This window comes from Methylogaea oryzae, assembly GCF_019669985.1.
In the GTDB taxonomy this organism is placed as follows: Bacteria; Pseudomonadota; Gammaproteobacteria; order Methylococcales; family Methylococcaceae; genus Methylogaea; species Methylogaea oryzae.
In genome coordinates, this window is sequence record NZ_AP019782.1 from 451,305 (window position 1) to 475,315 (window position 24,011).

22 protein-coding genes and 1 tRNA gene are annotated in these 24,011 nt (G+C 62.5%); 11 read left to right on the plus strand and 12 right to left on the minus strand.

The genetic code is table 11. The features are described from left to right. Positions 1–220: 220 nt before the first annotated feature. A complete protein-coding gene (locus K5607_RS02330) occupies positions 221–2,443 on the minus strand; it encodes a TonB-dependent receptor (RefSeq protein ID WP_221048072.1) in 2,223 nt (740 codons plus the stop codon). Positions 2,444–2,681: 238 nt separating this feature from the next. Between K5607_RS02330 and K5607_RS02335 the strand changes: the two genes are divergently transcribed. From K5607_RS02335 to K5607_RS02355, 5 genes are all read left to right on the plus strand, one after another. After that, complete coding sequence (locus tag K5607_RS02335) at positions 2,682–3,407, plus strand: sulfite exporter TauE/SafE family protein (protein WP_246598931.1); 726 nt, start codon at positions 2,682–2,684, stop codon at positions 3,405–3,407. Positions 3,408–3,419: 12 nt separating this feature from the next. Further along, the gene (locus tag K5607_RS02340; protein WP_054772894.1) at positions 3,420–4,367 is read left to right on the plus strand and encodes a sigma-54 interaction domain-containing protein; all 948 of its coding nucleotides are present in this window, start codon (positions 3,420–3,422) and stop codon (positions 4,365–4,367) included. A gap of 83 nt (positions 4,368–4,450) precedes the next feature. Continuing rightward, entirely contained in the window at positions 4,451–6,304 is a 1,854-nt protein-coding gene (locus K5607_RS02345; protein WP_221048073.1) for a carbamoyltransferase family protein, read from the plus strand. 3 nt (positions 6,305–6,307) lie between these two features. Beyond that, a complete protein-coding gene (locus K5607_RS02350; RefSeq protein WP_054772895.1) occupies positions 6,308–6,712 on the plus strand; it encodes an SxtJ family membrane protein in 405 nt (134 codons plus the stop codon). Next, on the plus strand, positions 6,712–6,864 hold the full coding sequence (locus tag K5607_RS02355; RefSeq protein WP_221048074.1) for a DUF5989 family protein: 153 nt from the start codon (positions 6,712–6,714) through the stop codon (positions 6,862–6,864). The genes K5607_RS02350 and K5607_RS02355 overlap by 1 nt, the downstream gene beginning before the upstream one ends. 63 nt (positions 6,865–6,927) lie before the next feature. On the opposite strand, the gene K5607_RS02360 is transcribed toward K5607_RS02355, so the two are convergent. Continuing rightward, a complete protein-coding gene (locus K5607_RS02360; protein WP_054772896.1) occupies positions 6,928–8,112 on the minus strand; it encodes an SGNH/GDSL hydrolase family protein in 1,185 nt (394 codons plus the stop codon). Between the two features lie 139 nt (positions 8,113–8,251). On the opposite strand from K5607_RS02360, the gene mutY reads away from it, so the two are divergent. The 5 genes from mutY to K5607_RS02385 all read left to right on the plus strand — a co-directional run bounded on the left by mutY (position 8,252) and on the right by K5607_RS02385 (position 12,864). Continuing rightward, entirely contained in the window at positions 8,252–9,382 is a 1,131-nt protein-coding gene (gene mutY / locus K5607_RS02365) for an A/G-specific adenine glycosylase (protein WP_246598932.1), read from the plus strand. Continuing rightward, entirely contained in the window at positions 9,375–9,647 is a 273-nt protein-coding gene (locus K5607_RS02370) for an oxidative damage protection protein (protein WP_054772897.1), read from the plus strand. The genes mutY and K5607_RS02370 overlap by 8 nt, the downstream gene beginning before the upstream one ends. Before the next feature lie 91 nt (positions 9,648–9,738). Then, a tRNA-Phe gene (locus K5607_RS02375) sits at positions 9,739–9,814 on the plus strand. 365 nt (positions 9,815–10,179) lie between these two features. Beyond that, positions 10,180–12,303, plus strand: a complete 2,124-nt coding sequence (gene pta, locus K5607_RS02380; RefSeq protein WP_221048075.1) for a phosphate acetyltransferase — start codon at positions 10,180–10,182, stop codon at positions 12,301–12,303. A 15-nt stretch (positions 12,304–12,318) separates the two neighbouring features. Then, positions 12,319–12,864 (plus strand): YkgJ family cysteine cluster protein, encoded by a 546-nt coding sequence (locus tag K5607_RS02385; RefSeq protein WP_054772898.1) that lies wholly within the window; start codon positions 12,319–12,321, stop codon positions 12,862–12,864. Positions 12,865–12,947: 83 nt separating this feature from the next. Here the strand turns inward: K5607_RS02385 and K5607_RS02390 are convergent, their stop codons facing one another. Next, on the minus strand, positions 12,948–13,367 hold the full coding sequence (locus K5607_RS02390; protein WP_054772899.1) for a hypothetical protein: 420 nt from the start codon (positions 13,365–13,367) through the stop codon (positions 12,948–12,950). A gap of 25 nt (positions 13,368–13,392) precedes the next feature. Continuing rightward, positions 13,393–14,112, minus strand: a complete 720-nt coding sequence (locus K5607_RS02395) for a response regulator (protein WP_054772900.1) — start codon at positions 14,110–14,112, stop codon at positions 13,393–13,395. Positions 14,113–14,276: 164 nt separating this feature from the next. On the opposite strand from K5607_RS02395, the gene mtgA reads away from it, so the two are divergent. After that, positions 14,277–15,032 carry a monofunctional biosynthetic peptidoglycan transglycosylase gene (gene mtgA, locus K5607_RS02400; RefSeq protein ID WP_221048076.1) on the plus strand — a complete coding sequence of 252 codons (756 nt, stop codon included), beginning with the start codon at positions 14,277–14,279 and terminating at the stop codon, positions 15,030–15,032. A 19-nt stretch (positions 15,033–15,051) separates the two neighbouring features. On the opposite strand, the gene K5607_RS02405 is transcribed toward mtgA, so the two are convergent. The 8 genes from K5607_RS02405 to K5607_RS02440 all read right to left on the minus strand — a co-directional run bounded on the left by K5607_RS02405 (position 15,052) and on the right by K5607_RS02440 (position 23,905). Next, the gene (locus K5607_RS02405) at positions 15,052–16,422 is read right to left on the minus strand and encodes a TolC family outer membrane protein (protein WP_221048077.1); all 1,371 of its coding nucleotides are present in this window, start codon (positions 16,420–16,422) and stop codon (positions 15,052–15,054) included. 85 nt (positions 16,423–16,507) lie between these two features. Then, positions 16,508–17,401 carry a septal ring lytic transglycosylase RlpA family protein gene (locus K5607_RS02410; RefSeq protein ID WP_221048078.1) on the minus strand — a complete coding sequence of 298 codons (894 nt, stop codon included), beginning with the start codon at positions 17,399–17,401 and terminating at the stop codon, positions 16,508–16,510. A 26-nt stretch (positions 17,402–17,427) separates the two neighbouring features. Further along, positions 17,428–18,432, minus strand: a complete 1,005-nt coding sequence (mltB, locus tag K5607_RS02415; protein WP_221048079.1) for a lytic murein transglycosylase B — start codon at positions 18,430–18,432, stop codon at positions 17,428–17,430. Continuing rightward, positions 18,429–19,589 carry a rod shape-determining protein RodA gene (rodA, locus tag K5607_RS02420; protein ID WP_221048080.1) on the minus strand — a complete coding sequence of 387 codons (1,161 nt, stop codon included), beginning with the start codon at positions 19,587–19,589 and terminating at the stop codon, positions 18,429–18,431. The genes mltB and rodA overlap by 4 nt, the downstream gene beginning before the upstream one ends. Continuing rightward, positions 19,586–21,436: a penicillin-binding protein 2 gene (gene mrdA, locus K5607_RS02425; protein ID WP_221048081.1), complete on the minus strand. Its 1,851-nt coding sequence runs from the start codon at positions 21,434–21,436 to the stop codon at positions 19,586–19,588. Before mrdA ends, rodA begins: the two co-directional genes overlap by 4 nt. A 31-nt stretch (positions 21,437–21,467) precedes the next feature. After that, entirely contained in the window at positions 21,468–21,956 is a 489-nt protein-coding gene (gene mreD, locus K5607_RS02430; protein WP_221048082.1) for a rod shape-determining protein MreD, read from the minus strand. Continuing rightward, complete coding sequence (gene mreC / locus K5607_RS02435) at positions 21,937–22,833, minus strand: rod shape-determining protein MreC (RefSeq protein ID WP_221048866.1); 897 nt, start codon at positions 22,831–22,833, stop codon at positions 21,937–21,939. The genes mreD and mreC overlap by 20 nt, the downstream gene beginning before the upstream one ends. A gap of 25 nt (positions 22,834–22,858) precedes the next feature. Continuing rightward, positions 22,859–23,905, minus strand: a complete 1,047-nt coding sequence (locus K5607_RS02440; protein ID WP_221048083.1) for a rod shape-determining protein — start codon at positions 23,903–23,905, stop codon at positions 22,859–22,861. Positions 23,906–24,011 lie beyond the last annotated feature (106 nt).

Consider the following 24,011-nt stretch of genomic DNA (forward strand, 5'->3'; position numbering starts at 1 on the left):
GGGCATTGCCCCAGAGTGGAAATGGGCTTGTCCTTTGACCAGCGTCGGCCCGAATTTCCTCCTAAGCCGCCCATTGTAGAGCAATCCGCTGTGGAATGTGACGGCGGTCACGGGCGGGGGCGGGGTTGAAAAAAGGCCGCCATGCCGCCGGATGGAGGACGGCATGGCGGGGAAGGGGGAGGTAAGGGCGGCATCCGCGGGGCGCCGCTCCACGATCGTTTTAGAACTTGACGGTGACGCCGACGTAAGCCGAACGGCCCATGCCGGGCACGTTGGCGCCGTAGGCGTAAGGCCGTGCGCCCAGGTAGGCGCCGCCCAGGGGCAGGTCGTAGTTCTTGTCCAATACGTTTTCGACGCCGGCGTCCACGCGCACTTGCTTCCATTCGTAGCCGGTGCGTACGTTCAGCAGGCCGTAACCGGCCGTCTGCGTTTCGTTGCGCACTTTGGTGACGACGCTCTTGGGCGCGACCAATTGGAATTCAACGGCGTTGGACCAGTCGCCCCATTGATGGTCCAGGGTGGCTTTCGCGTTGACCGGCATCATGTGGTACAGGTTGTCGCCGGTGTCCAGGTTTTCGCCCCGCACGTAACCCAATATGCCCTTGGCCGTGAAGCGGCCGAAGTCGGTTTTGGCGATGGGCAGCTTGCCGGACACGTCCACGCCGTACAGCTGGGCTGCGTGGTTGGCGAATTGCAGGAAAACGAAGTCGTTGGTTTTGGTCAGGTTGGCGGCGCCGCAGTCGGTGCCTGCCGTTACCGGGCAACGGTCCACGTCGATGTAGTTTTCCACGTAGGTGTAGTACGGCGTGACTTTGAACTCCCATTCCTGTTTGGCTTCGTCGTGCCAGCCGGCGGTGACGCTGAGGGTGTGGGCGTTTTCCGGCTTGAGGTTCACGTTGCCCACATAGCCGTTGCCGTCGCCGAACCAGCCGTTCATGTACATGGCCATTTGCCCTTTGCTCCAGGCGTAGCGCTCGTATAGGTTGGGCGAACGGCTTTTGCGCGCGTAACCGGCTTCGAATTGGCTGGTGGCGTCCGGGGTATAGCGCAGCAGGGCGGTGACGTCGAAGTTGTCGTCGTCGCGGCTGTGGTCCTTGGCATTGAACGCGTTGGCGGAAATGTTGCCGGGGATGTGCCGTCCAGCCCGCGTGTCGTAGGGGACGACCGGGCCGGTGTCCATGGAAACGTGGTCGTGGCGCAAGCCGAGCAAGCTGCTCCATTCGTCGCTCCAGCGCGCGTCCCATTCGGCGAAGGTGCCAATGCGGTCGCGTTCGCCTTTGTTGATGTTCCGGAAGGTTCCCGGTCCCATCATCATGTTTCCGGCCACCGGCGGCCACCAATCGTTCAGCTCGTTGCGCTGGTATTCGTTGCCGACGCGCAGGATGTCGCGTTCGTTCAACGGGATTTCCGCCTTGACCAGGTAGCCGAGGTTTTTCCCGTCCGTATACATGGGCATTTCGTTGGGGATGTTGCTGCCCGGCGTATAGCGCTTGTCGTCCAGGAAGTTCATGGTGTGCTGGGTGTGTTCATAGTGGAATTTGGCTTCCAAATTACCCCAGTCGTAGCGGCCCTTGTAACCGACGTTGCCGAACGTGCTGTCGTTGTTGGTCATGTCCATGCGGGCGTTGGGAAAGCCCTGGTAGGGCATGTGCTGCTGCCCGCCGTTCAGGACCAGCAAGTGGTCGTCGCTGCGCGCCGCCAGCGTGACGGCATGGTTTTGGTTTTCGTAGCGGGTGGATTTGACTTCCATGCCGTCGCCGGCTTTGTAATTGCCGCTTTGGGTGTGGGAGCCGTTATAGGCGATGCTGAGGTTTTCCGTGGCCGCTTCGGCGTTGAGGCTGCCGCCGAATCCGTTGCCGTTGCTGCGATAGAAGGAGGAAACGCTGCCGCCGGTGTGGACGCCTTCGCCTTGTTTGGCGAATACCGGTTCGGGCGAGTCGACGATGATGGTGCCGCCGATGCTGTCGCCGCCCAGACTGACCGGGGTGATGCCGGACAATACCTGGGTTTTTCCGATGTTGCGCAAGTCCACGTAGGACAGCGGCGGGTTCATGTGGTTGGCGCAGGCGGAGGCCACGGTCATGCCGTTCACCTGGACTTTTACCCGGTCGTCGTTGAGCCCGTGGATCACCGGCAGGCTGGAAACGCCGCCGCCGCCGTAGCGGCTCAGGCCCGGGACGTCGTCGAACAAGGCGGCGGTGTCGCTGGTGTAGGAGCGTTTCGCCGCGATCGCCGCTTCGCCCATTTCCACCGTGTTCAGGGTTTTTTTGGGGGCGATGGCCGGTGCCGTGACCACGACTTTTTCGAGCTTTTTCTCCTTCGCCGGATCGCCACTTTGCACTTGAGTGTCGTCTGCGATGGCCGAAACGGCGACGCAAAACGGGATCGCACCGCCCAGCATTATGTTGAGCGCCGATCGCCGGTCTGAATCGTTTCTTTTCATGCTGCTCCTCGTTGGGATGGTTCGCGGAAGATGGTGTCGGCTAGGCGCCGACTGGTAACGGCGTTTACTCAATCTTCGTGCCAACCTCCAACATATCTTTATTATCAGATGCTTAAATTTTGATGTGCCCGCGCGTGACGGGTTATCGTTGTGGGTTTTGCCGCAGCGATTGCGTGATTTGCCGCATCCTTGCGGAAGTTTTGGGATCGGTGGTTCTGTGGTATGGTTCCGCACCGCCATGCAGCATATCGATCAATCCTTCAGCAGTTCATTCCTGGTCGCCCTCATGATGGGGCTGTTCAGCGCATTGCATTGCTTCAGCATGTGCGGCTCCATCATCGGTACGCTCACCCTGAGCCTGAAACCCGCGCTGCGCGAGCAGAAGGCCCAGCTGTTGCCCTTCGTGCTCAGCTACAACCTGGGGCGTATCACCAGCTACGCTTTGGCCGGACTGCTGGCGGGGGTGCTGCATAACGTGTTGATGCTGCCGTTCGGCGAAGGTTACGGACACCGCATGCTGCAGGTGATTTCGGCCTTGGTGATGGCCGGCGCCGGCCTGCACGTCGCCGGCTGGTTTTCCCGTTTCGCCTATATCGAAAAAGCCGGCGCGCAGATCTGGCGGCGCATCGAGCCTTACGGCAGGCGTTTACTGCCGGTGGAGACCCTGCGGCAGGCTTTCGTGTTCGGCATGGTGTGGGGCTGGCTGCCCTGCGGCTTGGTGTACGCGGCTCTGGCCCTGGCGGCCACCGCCGGCGATGTAACCCGCGGCGGCCTTACCATGCTGGCTTTCGGGGTGGGAACTTTGCCCGCGGTGGTGGGGGTGGGTATAATGACCAACTGGATGGTACGGCTGTCCCGTATGAAGCGCTTTCGCGCCATGGCGGGTATAACAATGATAATTCTGGCCGTACTGGCAGCGTTCCCCATGCTGAACCCCTTGGTTCTGCACCACGTGCCGCAGTGAGGTATTAAGGTTATGTTCGACAAGCTGATCGGGCGCTCGCCCAATTTCGAAGCAATGCTGCGTAGCGCGCGCATGGTTGCCTCCACCGACGTAACCGTGCTGTTGGCCGGCGAAACCGGTACCGGTAAGGAAGTTTTGGCCTGCGCTTTGCAGCAGCACAGCCCGCGCGCCGGTAAACCCTTCGTTACGCTCAACTGCGCCGCTTTGCCGGAAAGCCTAGCCGAGTCGGAGCTGTTCGGTCACCGCAAGGGCGCCTTCACCGGTGCCGTGGGCAACCAGACCGGCCGTTTGCAGGCCGCCGACGGCGGTACGGTGTTCCTCGATGAAGTGGACTCTCTGCCGTTGGCGTTGCAAGCGAAGTTGTTGCGCTTCCTGGAAACCGGCGAAATCCAGCCGGTGGGCGAAACCCGCAGCGAGCGGGTGGACGTGCGCGTCATCGCCGCCTGCAACAGCGATTTGAACGAAAAAATCGCCCGTGGCGAGTTCCGCAAGGATCTGTACTATCGCCTCAACGTGGTGCCCTTGGAGATTCCTTCCTTGCGCGAGCGAGGCAGCGATGTGGACTTGCTGTTGCGCCATTACATGGCCCACTTCGCTGGCGAGCACAACGTCAAGCCTTCCCAGTTCGGCAAGAGCGCGTTGCAGGTTTTGCACGCCTACAGCTGGCCGGGCAACGTGCGCGAATTGCGCAACCTGTGCGAGCGTTTGTCCATCCTGTTGCAGGGACGCGTCATCGAAAAGGAAAACCTGCCGCTGGAAATTACCGGCGCCGCCGCGCAGGGGGGCAAATCCGTATTCACCCTGCCGGATTTCGGCATTCAGTTGGAGCAGGTGGAAGTCGATTTGATCAGGCAGGCGCTGACCCGCACCCAGGGCAATCGCAGCCAGTCCGCACGTTTGCTGGGCATCTCCCGGGACACCTTGTTGTACCGGATGCAAAAATACAGCATCGATCTTTAATACCGTTCTTCGCTAGTCCGCAGGAACAGGGATGTTCCACGATTCATTTCCACCGATCGGCCGAAAGGTTTAGATAGTTTCCCATGCCTATCCGTATTCTCGGAATCTCCGCCTATTACCACGACAGCGCCGCGGCCTTGTTGGTGGACGGGGAGGTCGTCGCCGCCGCCCAGGAAGAGCGCTTCACCCGCAAGAAGCACGACCCGGGTTTTCCCGCCGAAGCCGTGCGGTATTGCCTGGACGAGGCCGGCATCCAGCTCAAAGACATCGACCACGTGGTGTTCTACGACAAGCCGCTGGTCAAGTTCGAGCGCCTGTTGGAAACCTATTTGGCCTATGCGCCGATGGGCTTTACTTCGTTTTGCTCCGCCATGCCGGTGTGGCTCAAGGATAAGCTGTTCCTGAAGAGCCGCTTGAAGGACGAGCTGTGCCAATTGAGCGGCCTGAAGCAGAAAGACCTGCCGTCGTTGTTGTTCACCGAGCACCACCAGTCCCACGCGGCTTCCGCTTTTTTCCCCAGCCCGTACCAGAAGGCCGCCGTGTTGTGCTTGGACGGCGTGGGCGAGTGGGCCACCACTTCCGTGTGGGTGGGCGACGGCAACAAGCTGGAATCCCAGTGGGAAATCGATTTTCCCCACTCCCTGGGCTTGCTCTACTCCGCTTTCACCTATTACTGCGGCTTCAAGGTCAATTCCGGCGAATACAAGCTGATGGGCCTGGCGCCCTACGGCGAGCCCAAATATGTCGACCTGATCCGCGACAATCTCATCGACATCAAGGAAGACGGCACCTACCGGCTCAACATGGCGTACTTCAACTACGCTACCGGCCTGACCATGACCAACCGCCGCTTCGCCAAGCTGTTCGGCGAGCCGGCGCGCAAGGCCGAGTCGCAGCTGACGCAAAAACACATGGACTTGGCCCGCTCCATCCAGGCGGTGACGGAAGAGATCGTGCTCAAGCTGGCGCGCAGCATCAAGAAGGAATTCGGCGTCGACTACCTGTGCCTGGCCGGCGGCGTGGCGCTCAATTGCGTGGCCAACGGCAAGCTGCTTTCGGAAAAAATCTTCAAGGAAATCTGGATCCAGCCGGCGGCCGGCGATGCCGGCGGCGCCTTGGGCGCGGCCTATGCCGCCTGGCACCAGTACCTGGACAAGCCGCGCGCTGCGGACAACGTCACCGACCAGAGCCGGGGCTCTTATCTCGGCATCCGCTACGACAATAGCCAGATCAAGCAGTATCTTGACGGCATCAACGCGCCCTATCGCGAATTAAGCGACGCCGAATTGATGCCGGAACTGGCCGGCATCCTGGCTTCCGAAAACGTGGTCGGCTGGTTCCAGGGCCGCATGGAATTCGGCCCGCGCGCCCTGGGCGGCCGTTCCATCATCGGCGACCCGCGCAGCCGCAACATGCAGTCGGTGATGAACCTGAAGATCAAGTACCGCGAATCGTTCCGGCCCTTCGCCCCGGCGGTGAAGGCGGACAAGGTGGCCGACTGGTTCCAGGTGGACACCGGCACCCGCAGCCCCTACATGTTGCTGGTGGCCGGCGTCAACGACGAGCACCGCATCCCCATGACGGCGGAGCAAGAGGCCCTGTTCGGCATCGAAAAGCTCAACGTGCCGCGTTCCACCGTGCCGGCCATCACCCACGTGGACTACTCGGCGCGCTTGCAGACCGTGCATCCGGAAACCAATCCGCGCTTCTACGCCCTGCTGGACGAATTCGAAAAGGCCACCGGTTGCCCGGTGTTGATCAACACCTCCTTCAACGTGCGCGGCGAGCCCATCGTCTGCTCGCCGGAAGACGCCTACCGCTGCTTCATGCGCACTGAAATGGACTACCTGGTGCTGGAGAACATCCTGCTGAAAAAGTCCGACCAGCCGGCTTGGGCCAAGGACGAAGCCTGGAAAACCGAATTCGAGCTGGATTGATCCATGAGCAAACACCCCGTTCCCGATAAAGCCGCCCTGCGCCAGTTCGGCCTGGTGCTGGCGCTGATCCTGGCCGTCATCTTCGGTGCCGTGCCCCTGTGGTGGCTGGGCAAGCCGCCGTTGCTGCCGGTGATGATCGCCGCCGGCGTATTGCTGCTGTGGGCGTTGTTGCTGCCCAAGACGCTGAGTCCCCTTTACCGGCTGTGGATGGCCATCGGCGAAGTGCTGGGTTGGATCAACACCCGCATCATCTTAGGCATTTTGTTCGTCGCGCTGTTTTTCCCGGTGGGATTGCTGATGAAACTGCTGGGCAAGGATCCCATGCGTCGCCGTTTGGACGCTCAAGCGGCCAGCTACCGCAATCCCAGCAATCATCAACCCCGTGAACATTTGGAGAGGCCGTACTGATGTTGGATTTGCTTAAGGACTTGTGGGGGTTCCTCAAAGTCCGTAAAAAGTTCTGGTTGGCGCCGATCATCCTGGTGCTGTTGCTGCTGGGCGCGCTGATTGTCTTCTCGCAGGGTTCGGTGGTCGCACCGTTCATTTACACCCTGTTCTGATCGTGTGCGATTAGGCTCAACCGCTGCTCGGCCCTTTCCGGGGCTGGGCAGCGGTTTTTGCTTTTATAAGGTCGCGCAAGCCGTGGCGGGTTGTCCGACGATGCCGTCGACTAGGGCCTGGTAGCCGGCTTGATTGAAGTGCTTCCAATCGCGCGGTCCATGGATCGATCGCTGCGCCGCCGCCGCTCGTATCGCCGGGCGAGTGTCGATAAAGCGTACGCGTTGCGCTTCCACGACGCTTTGCACCGCACGGCACAAACGATTGCTGTTTTGCCAAAGCCGGCTGGTGGCCGCGCTGCCGACGGGCGGGTGCAACTTGTCGGCATAGCTGACCTGCTGGGAAACGACCTGGTAAGCCTCCAGCACCGACGGAATATAAACCACGGTCACTTTCGCGTCGGGAAATAGGGCGCGCATGGCGCGCAGCGATGCCTGGAAGACCGCTACCCCTTGCTCGAACTGGGTGTCGTCCAAGTCCAGCGCCGGGCCTTGCAGGCCGTCGGGCAGGGCGACGGTTTGCTCTCCGATCCGCGCCCGGTTGATGTCGCCGGCGGCGACGCCTTGTTGCGGCGCCAGCTCGGCGTCTTGCGCCGGCTTTAGCGTGTTGCCGAGTATTTTGTAGGTGGACTTCAGCAGCCAGCCGGTGTTGAGCGTCAGGGAGGAGTAGGGGCCGACGCTGCGGTGGTCTATCCAGTCTTGGAAGAACGCCTGGACGGCCCGGTCGTCGCTTAATTCGGCCAGGGTATGCTTGCGCAGGAACCTTTGCTGTAGTTCATCCAAGTTGTCTTCCAGGTCGTTGCCCGCATAAAAATACGCCCAGATTTCCTCCGGCGGCTGCAGGTCGCTATCGATATGATCGTGGACAAACCGGTAGCGCGCCGCCGGTTCTACCACCAGTCCGCGCATGCTGCCGACCGCCCGCTTGCCGAAGCTGATAACGTCGCGTCCGGTGCGCTGCTGGATCAGGTGGGCGGAGTGGTAGGGCGGGTTGCTGTTGGGGTCGGCCTCGAAGACCCAGTCGCCTTTGCCTTGGGCGTAGGAGTCGCCGGCCAGGGCGATATAATTTTGCGGCAACCGGCCTTTCTTGGAGCTTTGCGCCAGCAGCCCGACGCCGTCGGACAGCGCGAAGGCGAATTTCAACGGAGTCCGGGTAATCAAAAAACGTTCGACAACCGCTTCCACGGCGATGAAGCTGAGCAAGATGCTGCCCAACGCCAACAATGCGTTGAGTCCGGCATTTTTTCCCATGGCGGTTGGCTTCCGGTAGCAATTAAGGAGGGCGCAGTGTAGAAAACGCCCAGAGCTTTGTAAACGCGTCCAGTGCGCCGCAGCGCCCGGGCAATGGGGCGCCGCGCTTTGCCGCCTGACCGTCGACGACCGATGTTCCATGAGTAAAATCGCCCGCCGCAACGACATGCCCAGCACCGCTTCCGCCACAGGCGCCCACGGCGCCGATAACTTTTTCGCCGGCTCCCTGTTGGCTTGGTACGACGAGGAGGGGCGCAAGGATCTGCCTTGGCGGATCAACCCCACCCCTTACCGCGTATGGCTGTCGGAAGTCATGCTGCAGCAAACCCAGGTAGCCACCGTGCTGCCCTACTATGAGCGCTTTCTGCAGCGGTTTCCCGACATCGGCGGTTTGGCCGACGCGCCACAGGAAGAGGTGCTTCGCTACTGGGCGGGGCTGGGTTACTACAGTCGCGCCCGCCACCTGCACCGTACCGCGCAAATCGTGGCCCGCGACCTTGGGGGACGTTTCCCCGCCACGGTGGAGTCCCTGAGCGCATTGCCGGGCATCGGCCGTTCCACCGCGGGAGCCATCGTCGCCATCGCCTTCCGGCGGCGCGCGGCCATCCTGGACGGCAACGTCAAGCGCGTTCTGGCGCGCTACGGCGGCGTCGTGGGCTGGCCGGGCGATGCGGATACCAGCCGGCGCCTGTGGGCGCTCAGTGAGGCTTTGACGCCCGATCGGCGCGTTGACGATTACACCCAAGCCATCATGGATTTGGGCGCCACTGTCTGCACTCGCGCCAAGCCGGCTTGCTGCGGCTGTCCCGTCGCGTCTCGCTGCGTGGCCTACCGGGAAAACCGTATTCCACAGTTGCCGGGCAAGCGGCCCGCCAAAGCCATGCCGACACGGGAATGTTATTTTTTGATGTTGCTGGACAGGGACGGCCGCGTCTATCTGGAACGGAAGCCCGAGCCGGGGCTGTGGGGCGGCCTGTGGTGTTTTCCCGAGTTTGCCAGCTGGGAAGCGCTGGAAACGGCTTGCCGGCGCTGGCGGGGCGACCCCGCCGCCCTTGAGCGCTTGCCTTCCAGCAGGCATACTTTTTCCCATTATCACCTGAGCTACACGCCGGTGATCGCTATAAGCCAGGGCGAAACAGAACGGATCGCCGATGGCGATTATTCCCGCTGGGTGGATCCTCGCGACGTGCCGCCTCCCATGCCGACGCCCATCCAGCGGCTATACCGACGACTCAACAACCCACTAGAAGAGACCACCACCCATGACTAGAACGGTGCATTGCGCAAAACTGGGCCACGAAGCCGAAGGCTTGGCGTCGCCGCCCTTTCCTGGCGAACAAGGCCAGCGCATTTACCAAAACGTCTCCAAGGAGGCTTGGCAGGCCTGGCTGCGGCAGCAGACCATGCTCATCAACGAATACCGCCTCACGCCGTTCGAGCCCAAGGCCCGCCAGTTTTTGGAGGCCGAGCGCGAAAAATTCCTCTTCGGCCAAGGCAGCCAAACGCCGGAAGGTTATGTTCCCCCCAAGGATTAACGCGATCGGAGCGCTTCGGAGCAAGATTCCCGCTTGACGCGAAGCCTCAGGAACGCTTTAATAAGCGTTCTAGCGAAGCGCAAGCTTCGACGCCCAGGTAGCTCAGTCGGTAGAGCAGAGGATTGAAAATCCTCGTGTCGGTGGTTCGATTCCGCCCCTGGGCACCAAACGCATGAAACGAAAGGCCCGCATATCTCGCGGGCCTTTTTTTGTCCTACGCTTTTCCTAAAATCCTTCCAGTTTTGGCCCGTCCCGGTAAGCCCGGCGCGAGACCCGCTCCGTTTGTTCTGTTTGCGGAGTAAACGCGCGGCGACGCATATGATGCCGTTCCGGCGGAATTGGCGGCACTCCAACAACATTGACCAGATCGCTTCTTGAGGCCCCGGAGCGCGCTGTTCGCCCGGCGCGACGACGTTGCGGCGAAACCGGCCGGGCTTGGCGGTGAAGGAACACTGGATTTGAGCGGGAGGTGCTTCAAAATATCCGGACTTGAGCGAAACAGCCAAACCAACGAGAGGCCGCGACGAATACCATGACGAAAAGCATCTATATCACCAGCGCGGCGCCGCAAAGCGGGAAGAGCGTCGTTGCGCTGGCTCTCATGGAGTTCTTGTCGGGCCGTAGCGGCCGTATCGGCTTTTTCCGCCCCGTGGTGCGCAGCGAAGAAGAGCCGGACGAGTTGCTGAGCTTGATGGCGACGCGGTATCGGCTGCCATTTTCTTTCGCCGCGATGTCCGGCTGCACCTACGAAGACGCCCGCGTGTTGCTGGCGGCCGATCGCCGCGAGGATCTCTACAGCAATATTCTCGAGAAATACATGGGCCTAGCGGCACAGTGCGATTTCGTGGTGTGCGTGGGAACCGATTACGGCGATGCTTCGGCGGTGCTGGAATTCGAGTTCAATATGGAACTGGCCAACCACTTGGGCACGCCCGCTTTGGCGGTGATCAAGGGCGGCGATCAATCCATGGATGAGTTGCTGGAGGCGACGCAGGTGTTCGTGAACACTTTGCGGAATCATCACTGCGATATCCTGGCCGTGGTGCTGAACCGCGTCGCCGCCAACGACCGCGAATCGCTGCTCGCGGGGTTGACGGCAGCCTTGTCGCAACCTTGTCCCATCTTTGTGCTCAGCGAGGATCCTCGCCTGCAACGGCCCACGGTGCGCGATATCGCCCGGGCGCTCGACGCGGGCATCGTCACGGACAGCGGTGATTTGCTCGACAATGAAGTGACCGGCGTGAAAGTCGCCGCCATGGAGCTGCCGCATTTTCTCGACCACGTGCAGGACGGCAGCTTGATCATCACGCCGGGGGATCGTTCCGATATCATCCTGGGTACGCTGGCGGCGGTGTTGTCTCGCCAGTACCCGCGCATCTCCGGCTTGGTCCTGACGGGCGGCTTGAAGCCGGCTCCCCAGATACAACGGGTTTTGGAAGGCTTGGACGTGGCGCGCATTCCGGTGCTCAGCGTCGCCACCGACACGTTTACCACCGCGATTCAGGTGAATGCCGTCCAGCCGTCCATCGCTCCGGAGGACAGGCGCAAGATCGCCGCGGCTTTGGGGCTGGTGGAAACCTCCATCAATCTTGCCGAGCTGATGGAGCGCGTGGCGGTGGACAGGTCCGAACACGTGACGCCGCTCATGTTCCAGTACGAATTGATTCAACGGGCTAAGCGGCAGCGAAAACACATCGTGCTGCCCGAAGGCGCGGAGGAACGCGTCCTCGCCGCGGCGGAAGTCATCCTGTTGCGTGAAGTCTGCGACGTGACGCTGCTGGGGGATGCGGGCGAGGTCAGAAGGAAAATCGCCGCATTGGGGTTGTCGCTGGAAAACGTGCGCATCATCGACCCGCTGTCCTCCGAACTGCGCGCCCCCTTCGCCCACGAGTACTACGAGCTGCGGCGGCATAAGGGCATTTCCAAGGAAATGGCCTACGATACCCTGGCGGACACCAACTATTTCGGCACGATGATGGTTCATTTGGGCTATGCCGACGGCATGGTTTCCGGCGCGACGCATACCACGGCCGCCACGATTCGTCCCGCCCTGGAGTTCATCAAGACGCGACCCGGCATCTCCATCGTTTCCAGCGTTTTCCTCATGTGCCTGGCCGACCGGGTGCTCGTTTACGGCGATTGTGCGATCAATCCGAATCCTACGGCGGAGCAATTGGCGGATATCGCCGTCAGTTCGGCGCTGACGGCCGAAGCTTTCGGCGTGGAGCCCCGGATCGCCATGCTGTCGTATTCCACCGGGGAGTCGGGCCACGGGCCGGACGTCGACAAGGCCCGCGAGGCCACGCGCATCGTCCGGGAGCGTTGTCCGCAGCTGATGATCGAGGGGCCCTTGCAATACGACGCGGCGGTCGATGCGGAGGTCGCCAAACTGAAGTTGCCGGGGAGCCAAGTGGCCGGGCATGCCACCGTTTTCATCTTTCCCGACCTCAACGCCGGCAACAACGCCTACAAAGCCGTGCAGCGCGCGGCGAACGCCATCGCCATCGGCCCCGTTTTGCAGGGATTGAGAAAACCCATCAACGATTTGAGCCGGGGGGCGTTGGTGCCGGATATCGTCAACACCATCGCCATTACGGCGATTCAGGCCCAGTCGGAAGACTGCTCCCGAGCGGCGGCAACCGCCGCGCCGCAATAGGCGAGAGGAGGGGGCATGCCGGTTCCGTCGGAAAGCGCCGATACCGAAGCAGCGGACAGCAAGGTCGACACGCTCGCCGAGCTCCATGCCGATATCGACGCGCGCGTCAGCGCCATCATCGCGGACGGCCACGGCGAGTGGTTATGCCGGGTGGGCTGTGACGCTTGCTGCCGGCGGCTTGCGGCGATCCCCGATCTCACCGAGGCGGAGTGGCTTCGTCTCAGGGAGGGGTTGGCCGAATTGTCTCCCGAATTGCTCCGGGAAATCAGCCGGGACATGGCGGCCTTGGCCGAGCGCCCCGTGCGTCCCATCGTTTGCCCGCTGCTGGACCGCGCCGAGGGCGCTTGCCGGGTCTACGCGCACCGGCCGGTGGCTTGCCGCACCTACGGGTTCTATGTGCAGCGTGATCAAGGGCTTTACTGCAAGGACATCGAGGCGCAAGTGGCGGAAGGCCGCTGGGCCGAGGTGGTTTGGGGCAACCACGACGCCGTCGACCGCCGCCTGTCCGGACTGGGCGGCACGCGCCATTTGACCGAGTGGTTCTTCGGCTGGAAGCGTTAGGCGACGCCGGTAATCGCCTCTAGGGCGCTGCGTCAATAAAGTCGAGGCCCGCGGCGACGCGGGCCTTTTTCATTCCGAGCCGCTTAGTGCCAAGGCCAGCCGCCGTCGATTTGGCCGTGCTCGAAAAAAACGCGGCAGCGGCGGCAGAAAAACAATACGGGGGCGCCGTCGTAGGGCGTGGTGATTTCCCGGGTCGCCCGGTTGCAGCGATGGCAGCGGTGAATGCGGCGGTTGAACCAGGCCAATCCGATGGCGAGCGCAGCGAAGCCGGCTAGGTAGTGGCGTTGGAACAGTTCCAGCTGGTATTGCGCCAACAGCGGGATGCCGGCGAATACGGCCACGATGATGGCTACGATAATGTAATTGAAGCGTTTTCCCTTGTCGGCGGGGAACGGTACTTCCCGATACTCGCAGCCGTCCAGCCAGGCTTTGCGGCCGTCCTCCGAAAATGCGACGCTCCGGTAGGCGTAACCCTTACGCTGCGGGCCGGTTGCCTGATGCACGGGGCGGGCTCCTGTCGGGCTGGGACTAGGCCGTTTGGGCCTGGTAGTCCTTGATCGCTTGCTGGCCGGCGTCGTCGATTTCCAGAAACTGGAAGGCGACCAGCATGGATTTATTCGCCGCTTTGTTGCGGTCGATTTCCATGCGCACCAGCAGGCCTTTCGCGGCGACGTTAACCCCTTTCAGTTCCAGGCCCAGTTGGCAGGTGTCGTAAATCATGCCGCCGTCGCGGAACGGCTGGCAGCGCAGCAAACAACCGGTGGGGGAGACGCTCACCACTTCGGCCTTATAGCGCGCTACCAGGGAAAAGACGATGTTGGCCTGGTTGGGCTTGTTCACCGCTGCGGGCGGCGGCTGACGGCGCTTGGTGGTTTCGGCGATACGCCTAACCCGCTGGATGAACGCGGCGGGCGTGAACGGCTTGGCCATCACGTCGCTGGCGCCGATTTCCACGGCTTTGGCGCAGGTGTCCATATTCATTTGCGCCGTCATCAGGACGAAAGGCGTGTACTTGCCCTTGTCCAATTCGCGCACGGCGGTCAGCAGCTCCAAACCGTTCATCTGCGGGATCTCGAAATCGGCGAAAATCCAGTCCACCGGTTCCGCCTGGAACAGTTGCAAGCCCTGCATGCCGCCGTTGGCGTTGAGCACTGAATCGAACTTCAATTCGTTGCGCAGCAACTGACCGATGATTTGCGCGATGGGAACGGAGTCGACGACGACGAGGGCGGTTTTCTTCTCGAACATGGGCGTTGGGGCCTCGGTGGCGGAGTTTAATGGTATGACGTTTGGTCGGGGTTAAAATCTTACCTTAGTGCAACGGCCGATGGGGATGGTTTCATGGGCGCGCGGGACGGCGGGTTGGCGAAGATTTTCTCCGTGTTCATTATGGTCCATCACGTTCCATTTTCATGAGTCGTCTCAAGAATCCAACGCCTCGGCGCTCCGCTGCGGCGAACCGGCGACAAGGCTGGCCGGCGCGCTTATGGGGCTTCGCCTGGCGGCTGGCATTACTGTTCGCGGCAGGTTCGCTGCTGCTGGTGGGGGCCTATCGCTTCGTGCCGCCGCCGGTGACCGGCGTGATGGCCTACCGGCATTTCGAGGACTGGCAAGCGGGGCGCGGCTTCAGCCCCATGGTCCAGGTGTGGCGTCCTTACGACGCCATTGCGCCGTCCTTGCCCCTGGCGGTGGTGGCGTCGGAAGACCAGCTGTTTCCGTCCCATTACGGTTTCGATTTCGGCGCGCTGCGTAGCGCCGTGGATGCGTCGCTGCAGGGGCGGCGTTTGCGCGGCGCCAGCACCATCAGCCAGCAAGTGGCGAAAAACCTGTTTTTGTGGCCGGGACGCAGCTATTTGCGCAAGGGATTGGAGGCTTGGTTCACCGTGCTCATCGAGGCGCTCTGGTCCAAGCGGCGCATCATGGAGGTGTATCTCAACATCGCCGAGTGGGGCGACCATCTGTTCGGCGCGGAAGCCGCCAGCCAGCGCTATTTCCGCAAACCGGCCGCCCGGCTCGGCGGCGCCGAGTCCGCGTTGCTCGCCGCCAGCTTGCCCAATCCGCGCCGCTTTCGGCCCGACAAGCCGAGCGGCTACCTGCTCATGCGGCAGCAGTGGATTGCGCAGCAGATGCAGCGCCTGGGAGCCGGCTACGCTTCCTGGGACGAATGAGGCGTGCCGCTTGCCGCGTTCAACGCAGCCAGGCGTTGGTGAGTTCCACGTCTTCGCGGGACAGGACGCCGACCGCTTGCTTGAGCAGGAAGCCGTTGACCACGTAATCGTAACGCGCTTTCGAGTAGTCCTGCTTGGCCCGGTATAGGTTGCGCAGCGACGTGACGACGTCCACCATGGTGCGGGTGCCTACTTCCAGGCCGGCTTCCGCCGCGTCCACGGCGCTTTGCGCCGAACGCACGGCGGTTTTATAGGCTTTCACCTGGCTGATGCTGGATACGACGCCGCGAAAAGCGTCCCTGGCGCTACGGTCGGCGGCGCGCAGCTTTTCATCCAGCTTTTCCTGGGCTTTTTCCAATTCATGCCCGGCTTGGCGGGTTTTCGACGTGACGGATCCCCCCTGGAAAAAGGGCACGACCAACTGCAGGCCGACGCTGTCGGTTTCGGCTCTAGGCCCCATTTTTTGCCAGCCGCCCGTAAGGTTGCCAGCGGCGTCCGCCAAGGGGCGGTCGCGGGAGCTGTCCTGCACCAGATGGGACGCCACGAGGTCCAGGGTGGGATAGTGGCCCGATTGTTGGACGCTCACTTCCTTTCTGGCGATGTCCACGGCGTTCTGCTGGGTGATCACGTCAAAGTTGCCCTGGGTGGCGCGCTCGGCCCATTGCTGAACGTCGACGGGATCGGGCGGCTGCAGCGGCGCTTCTTCGGACAGCGGCGCCACATCCGCCACGGTTTGCCCGAGAATTTCCCGCAGCGCCTCCTTGGCTTTTTCCAGTTCGTCTTGGGCTTTGATTTCGTTGGCGGAGGACAGGTCGAAGGCCGCTTGCGCCTCGTTTAAATCGGTGATGGCCGACACGCCCACGTCGAAGCGTTGCTGCGCTTGCTCCAACTGGCGGGCATTGGCGGTTTTTTCGGCGGTGGCGTATTCCAAGCCGTCCTTTTTCACCAGCACGTCGAAATAGGCTTTGACCGTGCGGATGACCAGGTCCTGGAATTGGGCTTGGTAGTCCGCTTCCGCCGCCGCCACTTCGCTGTCCGCTTGGCCCAGTTTCACCCAATAGTCGTGGTGGTAAATGGGCTGGTTCATTTTTAGGTTGAGCGACAGGTTCCAGAAACTGTCGTTGCGCTTGCCGCCGTATAAGGCGAAGCCGGTTTTGTTGTCGTTGTTGACATTATCGGCCGCCGCCGTGAGATTGACGGTGGGTAGCAAGCGGGAGACGGCCTGCGGCTTCTTTTCCTCCGCCGAGCGGCGGGCGGCGGCGGCCTGGGCGAATTTGGCGTCGCTTTGCAGCGCCATGTCGTAAGCTTGCAGTAAATTCAGCGCCGATGCTTGTTGGGCCGCCAGCATCAGCCCGGCCGCCGCGATGGATTTCCCTAACTGCTTGCTCATGCTCCACCAATATTTCCGAGATAGCGGCAAGGTGCCGCGGAGAATCGATACGGCTTCGCCCCGGCGCGCGCGGGGGCGGACGGGATCAACGGCGCAATAAGCTGCCGTCTTCGGTGACGTAATGGGCTTGTTGCACCCCGTATTGCCCCAATTGCTTGAAGAGTTCGTCAGCCTGCTCCACCGACGCCAGTGGCCCGATTTGCACTTTGTACAAAGCGCCGTTGGGCTGCACCCGCGCCGCGACATTGGGTACCTGCAAGCTGTCGCGCAGCTTGAAGGCGTTGTCGGGGCTGGAGAATGCGCCGACCTGGATGTAAATGCGGGCGCCTTCCTCGCCGCCGTTATTGGGTGGCGCGGGCTGGAACTCGCCCGCCGCCGGTTGGCCGCTGGCGATTTTGGGCTCTTGCGGTGCGCGCAGCGGGGTGACGGTGGCGACGGTGCCGGTGTCGATGCTGTCGTTGCGCCGGTCGCGGTTGCGGGCCCACTCGATGGGGTCGATGGCGCGTACTTCGACGAAGCCGGTGCCGGGTCCGTCGATGCCGAGCTTGACGCCGGCCACGTAGGACAGGTCGATGATGCGATTGTCCACGAAGGGGCCGCGGTCGTTGATGCGCACGATGATGCTGCGGCCGTTGCGCAAGTTGGTCACCTGGGCGTAGGTGGGCAGGGGCAGGGTTTTATGGGCCGCCGTCATGGCGTACATGTCGTAGTTTTCCCGGGTGGAGGTGAGCTTCTCGTGGAAGCCCGGCCCGTACCAGGACGCGACGCCCCGTTCCACGTAGCCGCGGCTGTCGCGCATGACGTTGTAGCGCTGGCCGAACACCATGTAGTTGTCCGGGTTGCCGTAGCGGGCCAGGGGCTCAACCTTGGGCACGGCATCGGGAATGTTGGCGATGTCGGTGGGCACGTTGGCGCGATGGCCGCGGCCGCCCTTGGCCGGATCGGTGCTGCAACCGGCGCCGAGCAGGGCCAAAGCCATTAGTCCGACTGCGTAGCCTATCGTTCTCATAACCGTGCCTTGATCGCTTGCCCCAATTCCAGCACAGCCATGGCGTAGAGGGGGCTGTGGTTGTAACGGGTGATGACGTAGAAGTTGTGCATTCCCAGCCAATAATCGTAGCCATCCGGTTGCTCCAGCGCCAACAGCTTGACGTTGGTATCCGGCGCCAAGCCGGCCGGAATTTTCACGCCGGCCGCTTGCAGCTGCGCCAGGTTCTGGTGCGGCTTCAGGTCGTTGTCGAGCAACTGCCGGGCGCCGTCGCCCTCCACGGTCACGGGAACGGCCGACGTTTCGTCGCGGCGCCAGCCGTGTTCGGTGAAGTAGTTGGCGACGCTGGCGATGGCGTCGTTGGGATTGCGCCAGATATCGCGGCGGCTGTCGCCGTCGAAGTCCGTGGCGAAGTGGCGGAAACTGCTGGGCATGAATTGCGGCAATCCCATGGCGCCGGCATAGGAGCCTTTGGGGTCTTGCGGATTGGCGGCTTCCTCCCGGCACAGCAGCAGGAACTCTTCCAGCTCTTTGCGGAAAAAATCGGCCCGCTTGGGATAATCGAACGCCAGGGTGGACAGGGCGTCGATGACGCGGAAGCCGCCGGTATTCTGGCCGTAGCCGGTTTCCACGCCGAGGATGCCGACGACGATTTCCGGCGGTACGCCGTAGCGGTCCTGGACCATGGCTAAAACGTTGGCGTGTTCCCGCCAAAACGACAGGCCGTTCTGGATACGCGCCTCGGTGAGGAAAATTTTGCGGTAGGCGTGCCACGGCTTGGCCTCGGCCGGCTTGGCGATGCGTTCCAGGATGGAGGGCTGTATGGCCACCTGCTGGAACAGCCGTCGCAGCTGGCGCCGGGAAAAATGGTGCTTGTCCGCCATCTCGGCGATAAAGTTGCCGGCCGCCGAGCCTTTGCCCAAGGGCAGTGGGCGCGGGGCGGCCGTATCGTCGGCGCGGGCGGCGTTGGCGGAGAGCAGCAGGGCGGCCAAGGCCAGGCAGGGCAGGGACGGGGTTTTCATAGGCGATTCCCCGCCAGCAGTCGTTTGTCGTGGGTGTGGATGGACATCAGCATGCCGAAGCCGGCCAGCAGCGTCACCATGGACGTGCCGCCGTAGCTGATGAGCGGCAGGGGCACGCCCACCACCGGCAGCACGCCGATGACCATGCCGATGTTGACGAACACGTAGACGAAAAAAGTCAGCGTCAAGCTGCCGCTCAACAACCGGCTGTAGGAGTTTTTCGCTTCCAGGACGATGTACAAGCAGCGGGCGATGATGAGCAAATACACCAGCAGCAGGGTCAAGCAGCCGAACAGGCCGAACTCTTCCGCCAGCACGGCGAAAATGAAGTCGGTGGAGCTTTCCGGCAGGAAGTCCAGCCGCGCCTGGGTGCCGTTGAGCCAGCCTTTGCCGAAGATGCCGCCGGAACCGATGGCGATTTTCGACTGGATGATGTGGTAACCCTTGCCCAGCGGGTCGGCTTCCGGATCGAGGAAGGTGCGGATGCGGTCGCGCTGGTAGTCGTGGAGCTTGTACCAGATGGCCGGCAGCAAAGCCGCCATGAAAGCCCCGGCGCCGATGATGATGCGCCAGGAGATTCCCGCGAAAAACACCACCGCCAGGCCGGCCGCTGCCACCAGCATGGCGGTGCCCAGGTCCGGTTGCTTGGCGATCATCAAGGTGGGCAGCAGGATCAGCAGGGACGCTACGCCTAATTGCTTCCAGCGAGGCGGCAGGGGGTGCTCGGCCAGATACCAGGCGACCATCATGGGGGTGGCCACCTTGGCGAACTCGGAGGGCTGGAAACGCAACACGCCCAGGTCCAGCCAGCGTTGCGCGCCTTTGCCGATTTCCCCCATGACCAACACCGCCAGCAGCAGCGTCACCGAAGCGATGTAAAACGCCGGGCTATAGCGGTTCAGCAAGCGCGGCGGAATTTGCGCCACGGCCAGCATGGCGCCGCCGGCGATGGCCAGGCGCACCGTCTGGCGTACCAGCAGTTCGGTGCTTTGGCCGCCGGCGCTATAGAGAATGAGGTAGGCGATGCTGGCGAGGAACACCAATCCGGCCAACAGCAGGAAATCCAGGTGCAGGCGGCGCAACACCAGGGCGTTTTGCTGCCGGTTGAGGTTCAAGTGATCGTGTCGTCGATCGAATTTGATCGGGTCGAAGTTCATAAGATGCCGCTCAGGTATTGCTCGATCACTTGCCGGGCCATGGGGGCCGCCACCGAGCCGCCGTGGCCGCCGTGTTCCGCCAATACCACGATGACGATGCGCGGGTTGTCGGCCGGCGCGAAGGCGATGAACCAGGCGTGGTCTTTTAGCTTGTCCGCCACGTGCATGTCCTTGTATTCCTCGTCCTGGCGCACGGTGAACACCTGGGCCGTGCCGGTTTTGCCGGCGACTTGATAGGTCAGGCCCGGAGCGATGCCCTTGGCCGTGCCGTGGGGGCTGTGCACCACGTCAATCATGGCTTGGATGACGGTATTCCAGCTGCTGTCGCGTACTTTGATGAATTCCGCGCCGTCGTTGGCGGCATTAGGATTCTCGTATTCCGCCCCGGCGGTGGAGGCCAGCTTGTCCACCAGGCGCGGCGTGACCCGCTTGCCTCGGTTGGCCAGTATGGACACGGCGCGCGCCAATTGGATCGGCGTCACCTGCACGTAGCCTTGGCCGATGCCGGCGATCAAGGTTTCGCCCGGATACCAGGCTTGGCGCCGGGTTTTGCGTTTCCATTCACGCGACGGGTACATGCCGGCGGTTTCGCCGGGCAAATCCACGCCGCTTTTCTGGCCGAAGCCGAATAGTCCCAGGAAATCGTGCATACGGTCTATCCCCAGGCGATGGGCCAGCTCGTAAAAGTATACGTCGCAGGATTGGGTGATGGCGTTGGGCATGTCCACCGAACCGTGTCCGCTTTTGCGCCAGTCGCGGTAGCGGTGCTCCTGGCCCGGCAATTGGTAAAAACCGGGGCAGGATACCCGCTCGGACGGCAGGACGCCGCCGATTTCCAGTCCCGCCAGGCCCATGAACGGCTTTACCGTGGAGCCGGGCGGATAGTGGCCCCGTATGGCCCTGTTGTAGAGCGGCCTGTCCTCGGCGTTCTGCAGGGTATTGTAACTGGCGTCGTCGATGCCGGTGACGAACAGGTTGGGGTCGAAGCCGGGCTTGCTGGCCAGCACCAGCACCCGGCCGGTGGCCGGTTCCATCGCCACGATCGCGCCGTCGTATTTGTCCAGGGCCTGGTAGGCGGTTTGCTGCAGCTTGACGTCGAGGCTCAGCTGGAGGTTGTAGCCGCTCTCCGCGGGCACGGTGCCGACGGCGTTGATGGAGCGGCCTTGCACGTTGGTTTCCATTTCCTCGTAGCCGGTTTTGCCGTGCAGCTGTTCTTCGTAGGTCCTCTCGATGCCGGTTTTGCCGATGTAGTGGGTGCCCCGGTAGGCGGCTTGGTCCAGCGTCTGCAGTTCCTGCTCGTTGATGCGTCCGACGTAACCCACCACGTGGGAGGTGAAGTCGCCGTAGGGGTAGTTGCGCACCAGCCGCCCCTGAATGGACACGCCGGGGAACTTGTTCAGATTGACGGCGAAGCGCGCCATGTCCTCGTCGCTCAGATGCACCTTCAGCGGAATGCTTTCGAAGCCCTTGTGGCGCTGGCGCAGCGAGTGGAAGCGGCGGATGTCGTCGTCGCCCAGGTGCAGCAGCGCTTTCAGCTGCTCCAGGGTTTTGCTCAGCCCCGGCGTCCGCTCCGGGATGACTTCCAGGCTGTAAGTCGGCGCGTTGTTGGCCAGCACCTCGCCGTTGCGGTCCAGGATCAAGCCGCGGGTGGGCGGCAGCGGCGCGATCTTGATGTAGTTTTCCCGCGACAGGGTGGAATAGTGCTCGTGCCCCGCGACTTGCAAGTAGGCCAGGCGCGCGACCAGGCCGGCGCTGGCCAGCACCACCAGCACCAGGGCGGCGATGATCCGGTTGACGAACAACCGGGTTTCCAGGAAATGGTCGCGTATGGTTAGCGGGGCCGCCACGGCGAATCTCGATGTGTGTTCTTTATCACCGTTACAGCACTTGGAAAGCGCGGCGCAGGTAACGCAAGGACAAAAATACCAGGGGCCAGGCCGCCGCGCCGAATACCGACGAAAGCCAGTAGTCCCATTCGATGGGGCCGAGTCCTTTCACGTTGAGAATCCAGTAGTTGAGCAACTGGGCGAACAGCAAGTAGCCCAAAACCGCCAGGGTTTGTTGCGTCACGGGATGCAGCCGCAGGCGCTGGTATATCTTCAGGCACAGATAGGCCACCATGGTGTAAACCAAGGCTTGTTGGCCGAGAATCTTGCCGCCCAGGACGTCGCACAGCAACCCCAGACTCCAAGCCACGCCGATGCCTACGCGGTCCGGCAGGGCGATGCACCAATAGATCAATGCCAGCAGTACCCAGTCGGGGTTGTAGGCGCCCCAGCCGTCCGGCCACGGGATGATGCGCAGCACCATGGCTGCCAGAAAGGTCGCCAGGATGATGCCGCCGCGGCTAGGGGGCTGGGCTGGCATCGGCGGAAGGCGCGGCGGTGGCCGCGTCGGGCGCGGCGACGGGATCGTTCTGCGCGGCGATCAGCAGTTCGCGGCTGCGGTCCAGGTTGGCCAGCGGCGTGGCGGTGATCATGGAAAACGGCCGGCCGGATTGCGGTTCGACCTGGGTAACCGTCGCCACAGGGTAGCCGGGAGGAAACACGCCGCCCAAGCCGGAAGTCACCAGCAAATCGCCGGGTTGGATGTCGGCGTTGTTGGGCAAATAGGGCAGCACCAACTGGTCGATGCGGCCGCCGCCCACGGCGATGGTCAGCAGGCCGTTGCGGTTCACTTGCACCGGGATGGCGTGGTTGGGGTCGGTGATGAGGATAACCTCGGAAGTCAGCGGCGAGGTGCGCAGCACTTGCCCGGCTACGCCGTTGTCGTCCAAGGCGGTATGGCCCACCTTGACGCCGGCGCGGCTGCCTTTGTTGACGGTGACCACGTGCTGATAAGGGTCCAGCTGGATGGCCAGCAGTTCAGCCACCACCACCTGCTGTTCCAGCTTGTGGGCCGCATCCAGCAGGTTGCGCAGGCGGATGTTTTCTTTTTCCAGGGCGGCGTACTTGAGCTGCCGCGTCTTAAGAAACGATTCTTCCGCCGTCAGGCGCTGGTTTTCGCGCACCAGCTCGTTGTAACTGGACAGGGATTCGCTCAAGCGATCCGCCAGACGGATGGGGATATCCGTCACCAGTTGCAAAGGGTAAACCGCTAAAGCCAGCAGCGCGCGGACGTCGTCCAGCGCGCTGCGGTGATCGGCGGCCATGATGAGCATGGCGGCGATAACGCCCACCAGCGCGCGAAACCCTGTGGAAGGGCCCTTGGCGAATAAACGGCGTCCGATGGCTGAAGCCTCCAGTCAGGCAGGGCGAGGAATGGCGGGCTTATTCCAAGGCAACGAAGCCGGCGCTGCTCTTTTCGTCCAGCATTTCCAGCACGCGGCCGCCGCCCCGCGCCACGCAGGTGAGAGGGTCTTCCGCCACGTACACCGGCAGGCCGGTTTCCTCGGCGATGAGCTTGTCCAGGTCGCGCAGCAGCGCGCCGCCGCCGGTGAGCACGATGCCGCGTTCGGCCACGTCCGCGCCCAGCTCCGGCGGGGTTTGTTCCAGGGCTTCGCGCACCGCGCCGACGATGCCGGTGAGGGGTTCGTGCAGGGCTTCGAGGATTTCGTTGCTGTTGAGCAGGAAACTGCGGGGAATGCCTTCCGCCAGGTTGCGGCCCTTGACTTCCATTTCCCGGACTTCGTTGCCGGGGTAGGCAGTGCCGATTTCTTTCTTGATGCGCTCCGCCGTGGCCTCGCCGATGAGGGTGCCGTAGTTGCGGCGCACGTAGCTGATGATGGCTTCGTCGAAGCGGTCGCCGCCGATGCGCACCGAGGTGGCGTACACCACGCCGTTGAGGGAAATCACCGCCACTTCCGAGGTGCCGCCGCCGATGTCCAGCACCATGGAGCCCTTGGCTTCGTTGACCGGCAGGCCGGCGCCCACCGCCGCCGCCATGGGTTCTTCGATCAGATACACCTCGCGGGCGCCGGCGCCGGCGGCGGATTCGCGGATGGCGCGGCGTTCCACCTGGGTGGAGCCGCAGGGCACGCAGATCAGGACGCGCGGGCTGGGGCGGAACCAGCGGCTTTCGTGCACCTTGTGGATGAAGAACTGCAGCATTTTTTCGGTGACCATGAAGTCGGCGATGACGCCGTCTTTCAGCGGGCGGATAGCGGTGATGTTGCCCGGCGTTCTGCCCAGCATCAGCTTAGCGTCGGCGCCCACGGCGGCGATGGTCTTGGCTCCCCTGGAGCGGTCCTCGCGGATGGCCACCACGGAGGGTTCGTTCAATACGATGCCCTGGCCGCGCATATAAATGAGGGTGTTGGCCGTTCCCAAGTCGATGGAAAGGTCGTTGGAAAAAAGTCCACGCAGACGTCTAAGCATGATGGGTCACTGAATTGAGGTGTGGTGAATCGGGCTAATTTAACTACCTGGCGCGGCTGCCAGCAAGATGATGGAGTATTATATCAGCATCCAATATCTATTGACT

Bases quoted from the DNA above. Each gene is read 5' to 3' on its own strand.
- K5607_RS02330 (WP_221048072.1), bottom strand. From the start codon at position 2,443: ATGAAAAGAAACGATTCAGACCGGCGATCGGCGCTCAACATAATGCTG.
- K5607_RS02335 (WP_246598931.1), top strand. From the start codon at position 2,682: ATGCAGCATATCGATCAATCCTTCAGCAGTTCATTCCTGGTCGCCCTC.
- K5607_RS02340 (WP_054772894.1), top strand. From the start codon at position 3,420: ATGTTCGACAAGCTGATCGGGCGCTCGCCCAATTTCGAAGCAATGCTG.
- K5607_RS02345 (WP_221048073.1), top strand. From the start codon at position 4,451: ATGCCTATCCGTATTCTCGGAATCTCCGCCTATTACCACGACAGCGCC.
- K5607_RS02350 (WP_054772895.1), top strand. From the start codon at position 6,308: ATGAGCAAACACCCCGTTCCCGATAAAGCCGCCCTGCGCCAGTTCGGC.
- K5607_RS02355 (WP_221048074.1), top strand. From the start codon at position 6,712: ATGTTGGATTTGCTTAAGGACTTGTGGGGGTTCCTCAAAGTCCGTAAA.
- K5607_RS02360 (WP_054772896.1), bottom strand. From the start codon at position 8,112: ATGGGAAAAAATGCCGGACTCAACGCATTGTTGGCGTTGGGCAGCATC.
- mutY (WP_246598932.1), top strand. From the start codon at position 8,252: ATGAGTAAAATCGCCCGCCGCAACGACATGCCCAGCACCGCTTCCGCC.
- K5607_RS02370 (WP_054772897.1), top strand. From the start codon at position 9,375: ATGACTAGAACGGTGCATTGCGCAAAACTGGGCCACGAAGCCGAAGGC.
- pta (WP_221048075.1), top strand. From the start codon at position 10,180: ATGACGAAAAGCATCTATATCACCAGCGCGGCGCCGCAAAGCGGGAAG.
- K5607_RS02385 (WP_054772898.1), top strand. From the start codon at position 12,319: ATGCCGGTTCCGTCGGAAAGCGCCGATACCGAAGCAGCGGACAGCAAG.
- K5607_RS02395 (WP_054772900.1), bottom strand. From the start codon at position 14,112: ATGTTCGAGAAGAAAACCGCCCTCGTCGTCGTCGACTCCGTTCCCATC.
- mtgA (WP_221048076.1), top strand. From the start codon at position 14,277: ATGAGTCGTCTCAAGAATCCAACGCCTCGGCGCTCCGCTGCGGCGAAC.
- K5607_RS02405 (WP_221048077.1), bottom strand. From the start codon at position 16,422: ATGAGCAAGCAGTTAGGGAAATCCATCGCGGCGGCCGGGCTGATGCTG.
- K5607_RS02410 (WP_221048078.1), bottom strand. From the start codon at position 17,401: ATGGCTTTGGCCCTGCTCGGCGCCGGTTGCAGCACCGATCCGGCCAAG.
- mltB (WP_221048079.1), bottom strand. From the start codon at position 18,432: ATGAAAACCCCGTCCCTGCCCTGCCTGGCCTTGGCCGCCCTGCTGCTC.
- rodA (WP_221048080.1), bottom strand. From the start codon at position 19,589: ATGAACTTCGACCCGATCAAATTCGATCGACGACACGATCACTTGAAC.
- mreD (WP_221048082.1), bottom strand. From the start codon at position 21,956: ATGCCAGCCCAGCCCCCTAGCCGCGGCGGCATCATCCTGGCGACCTTT.
- K5607_RS02440 (WP_221048083.1), bottom strand. From the start codon at position 23,905: ATGCTTAGACGTCTGCGTGGACTTTTTTCCAACGACCTTTCCATCGAC.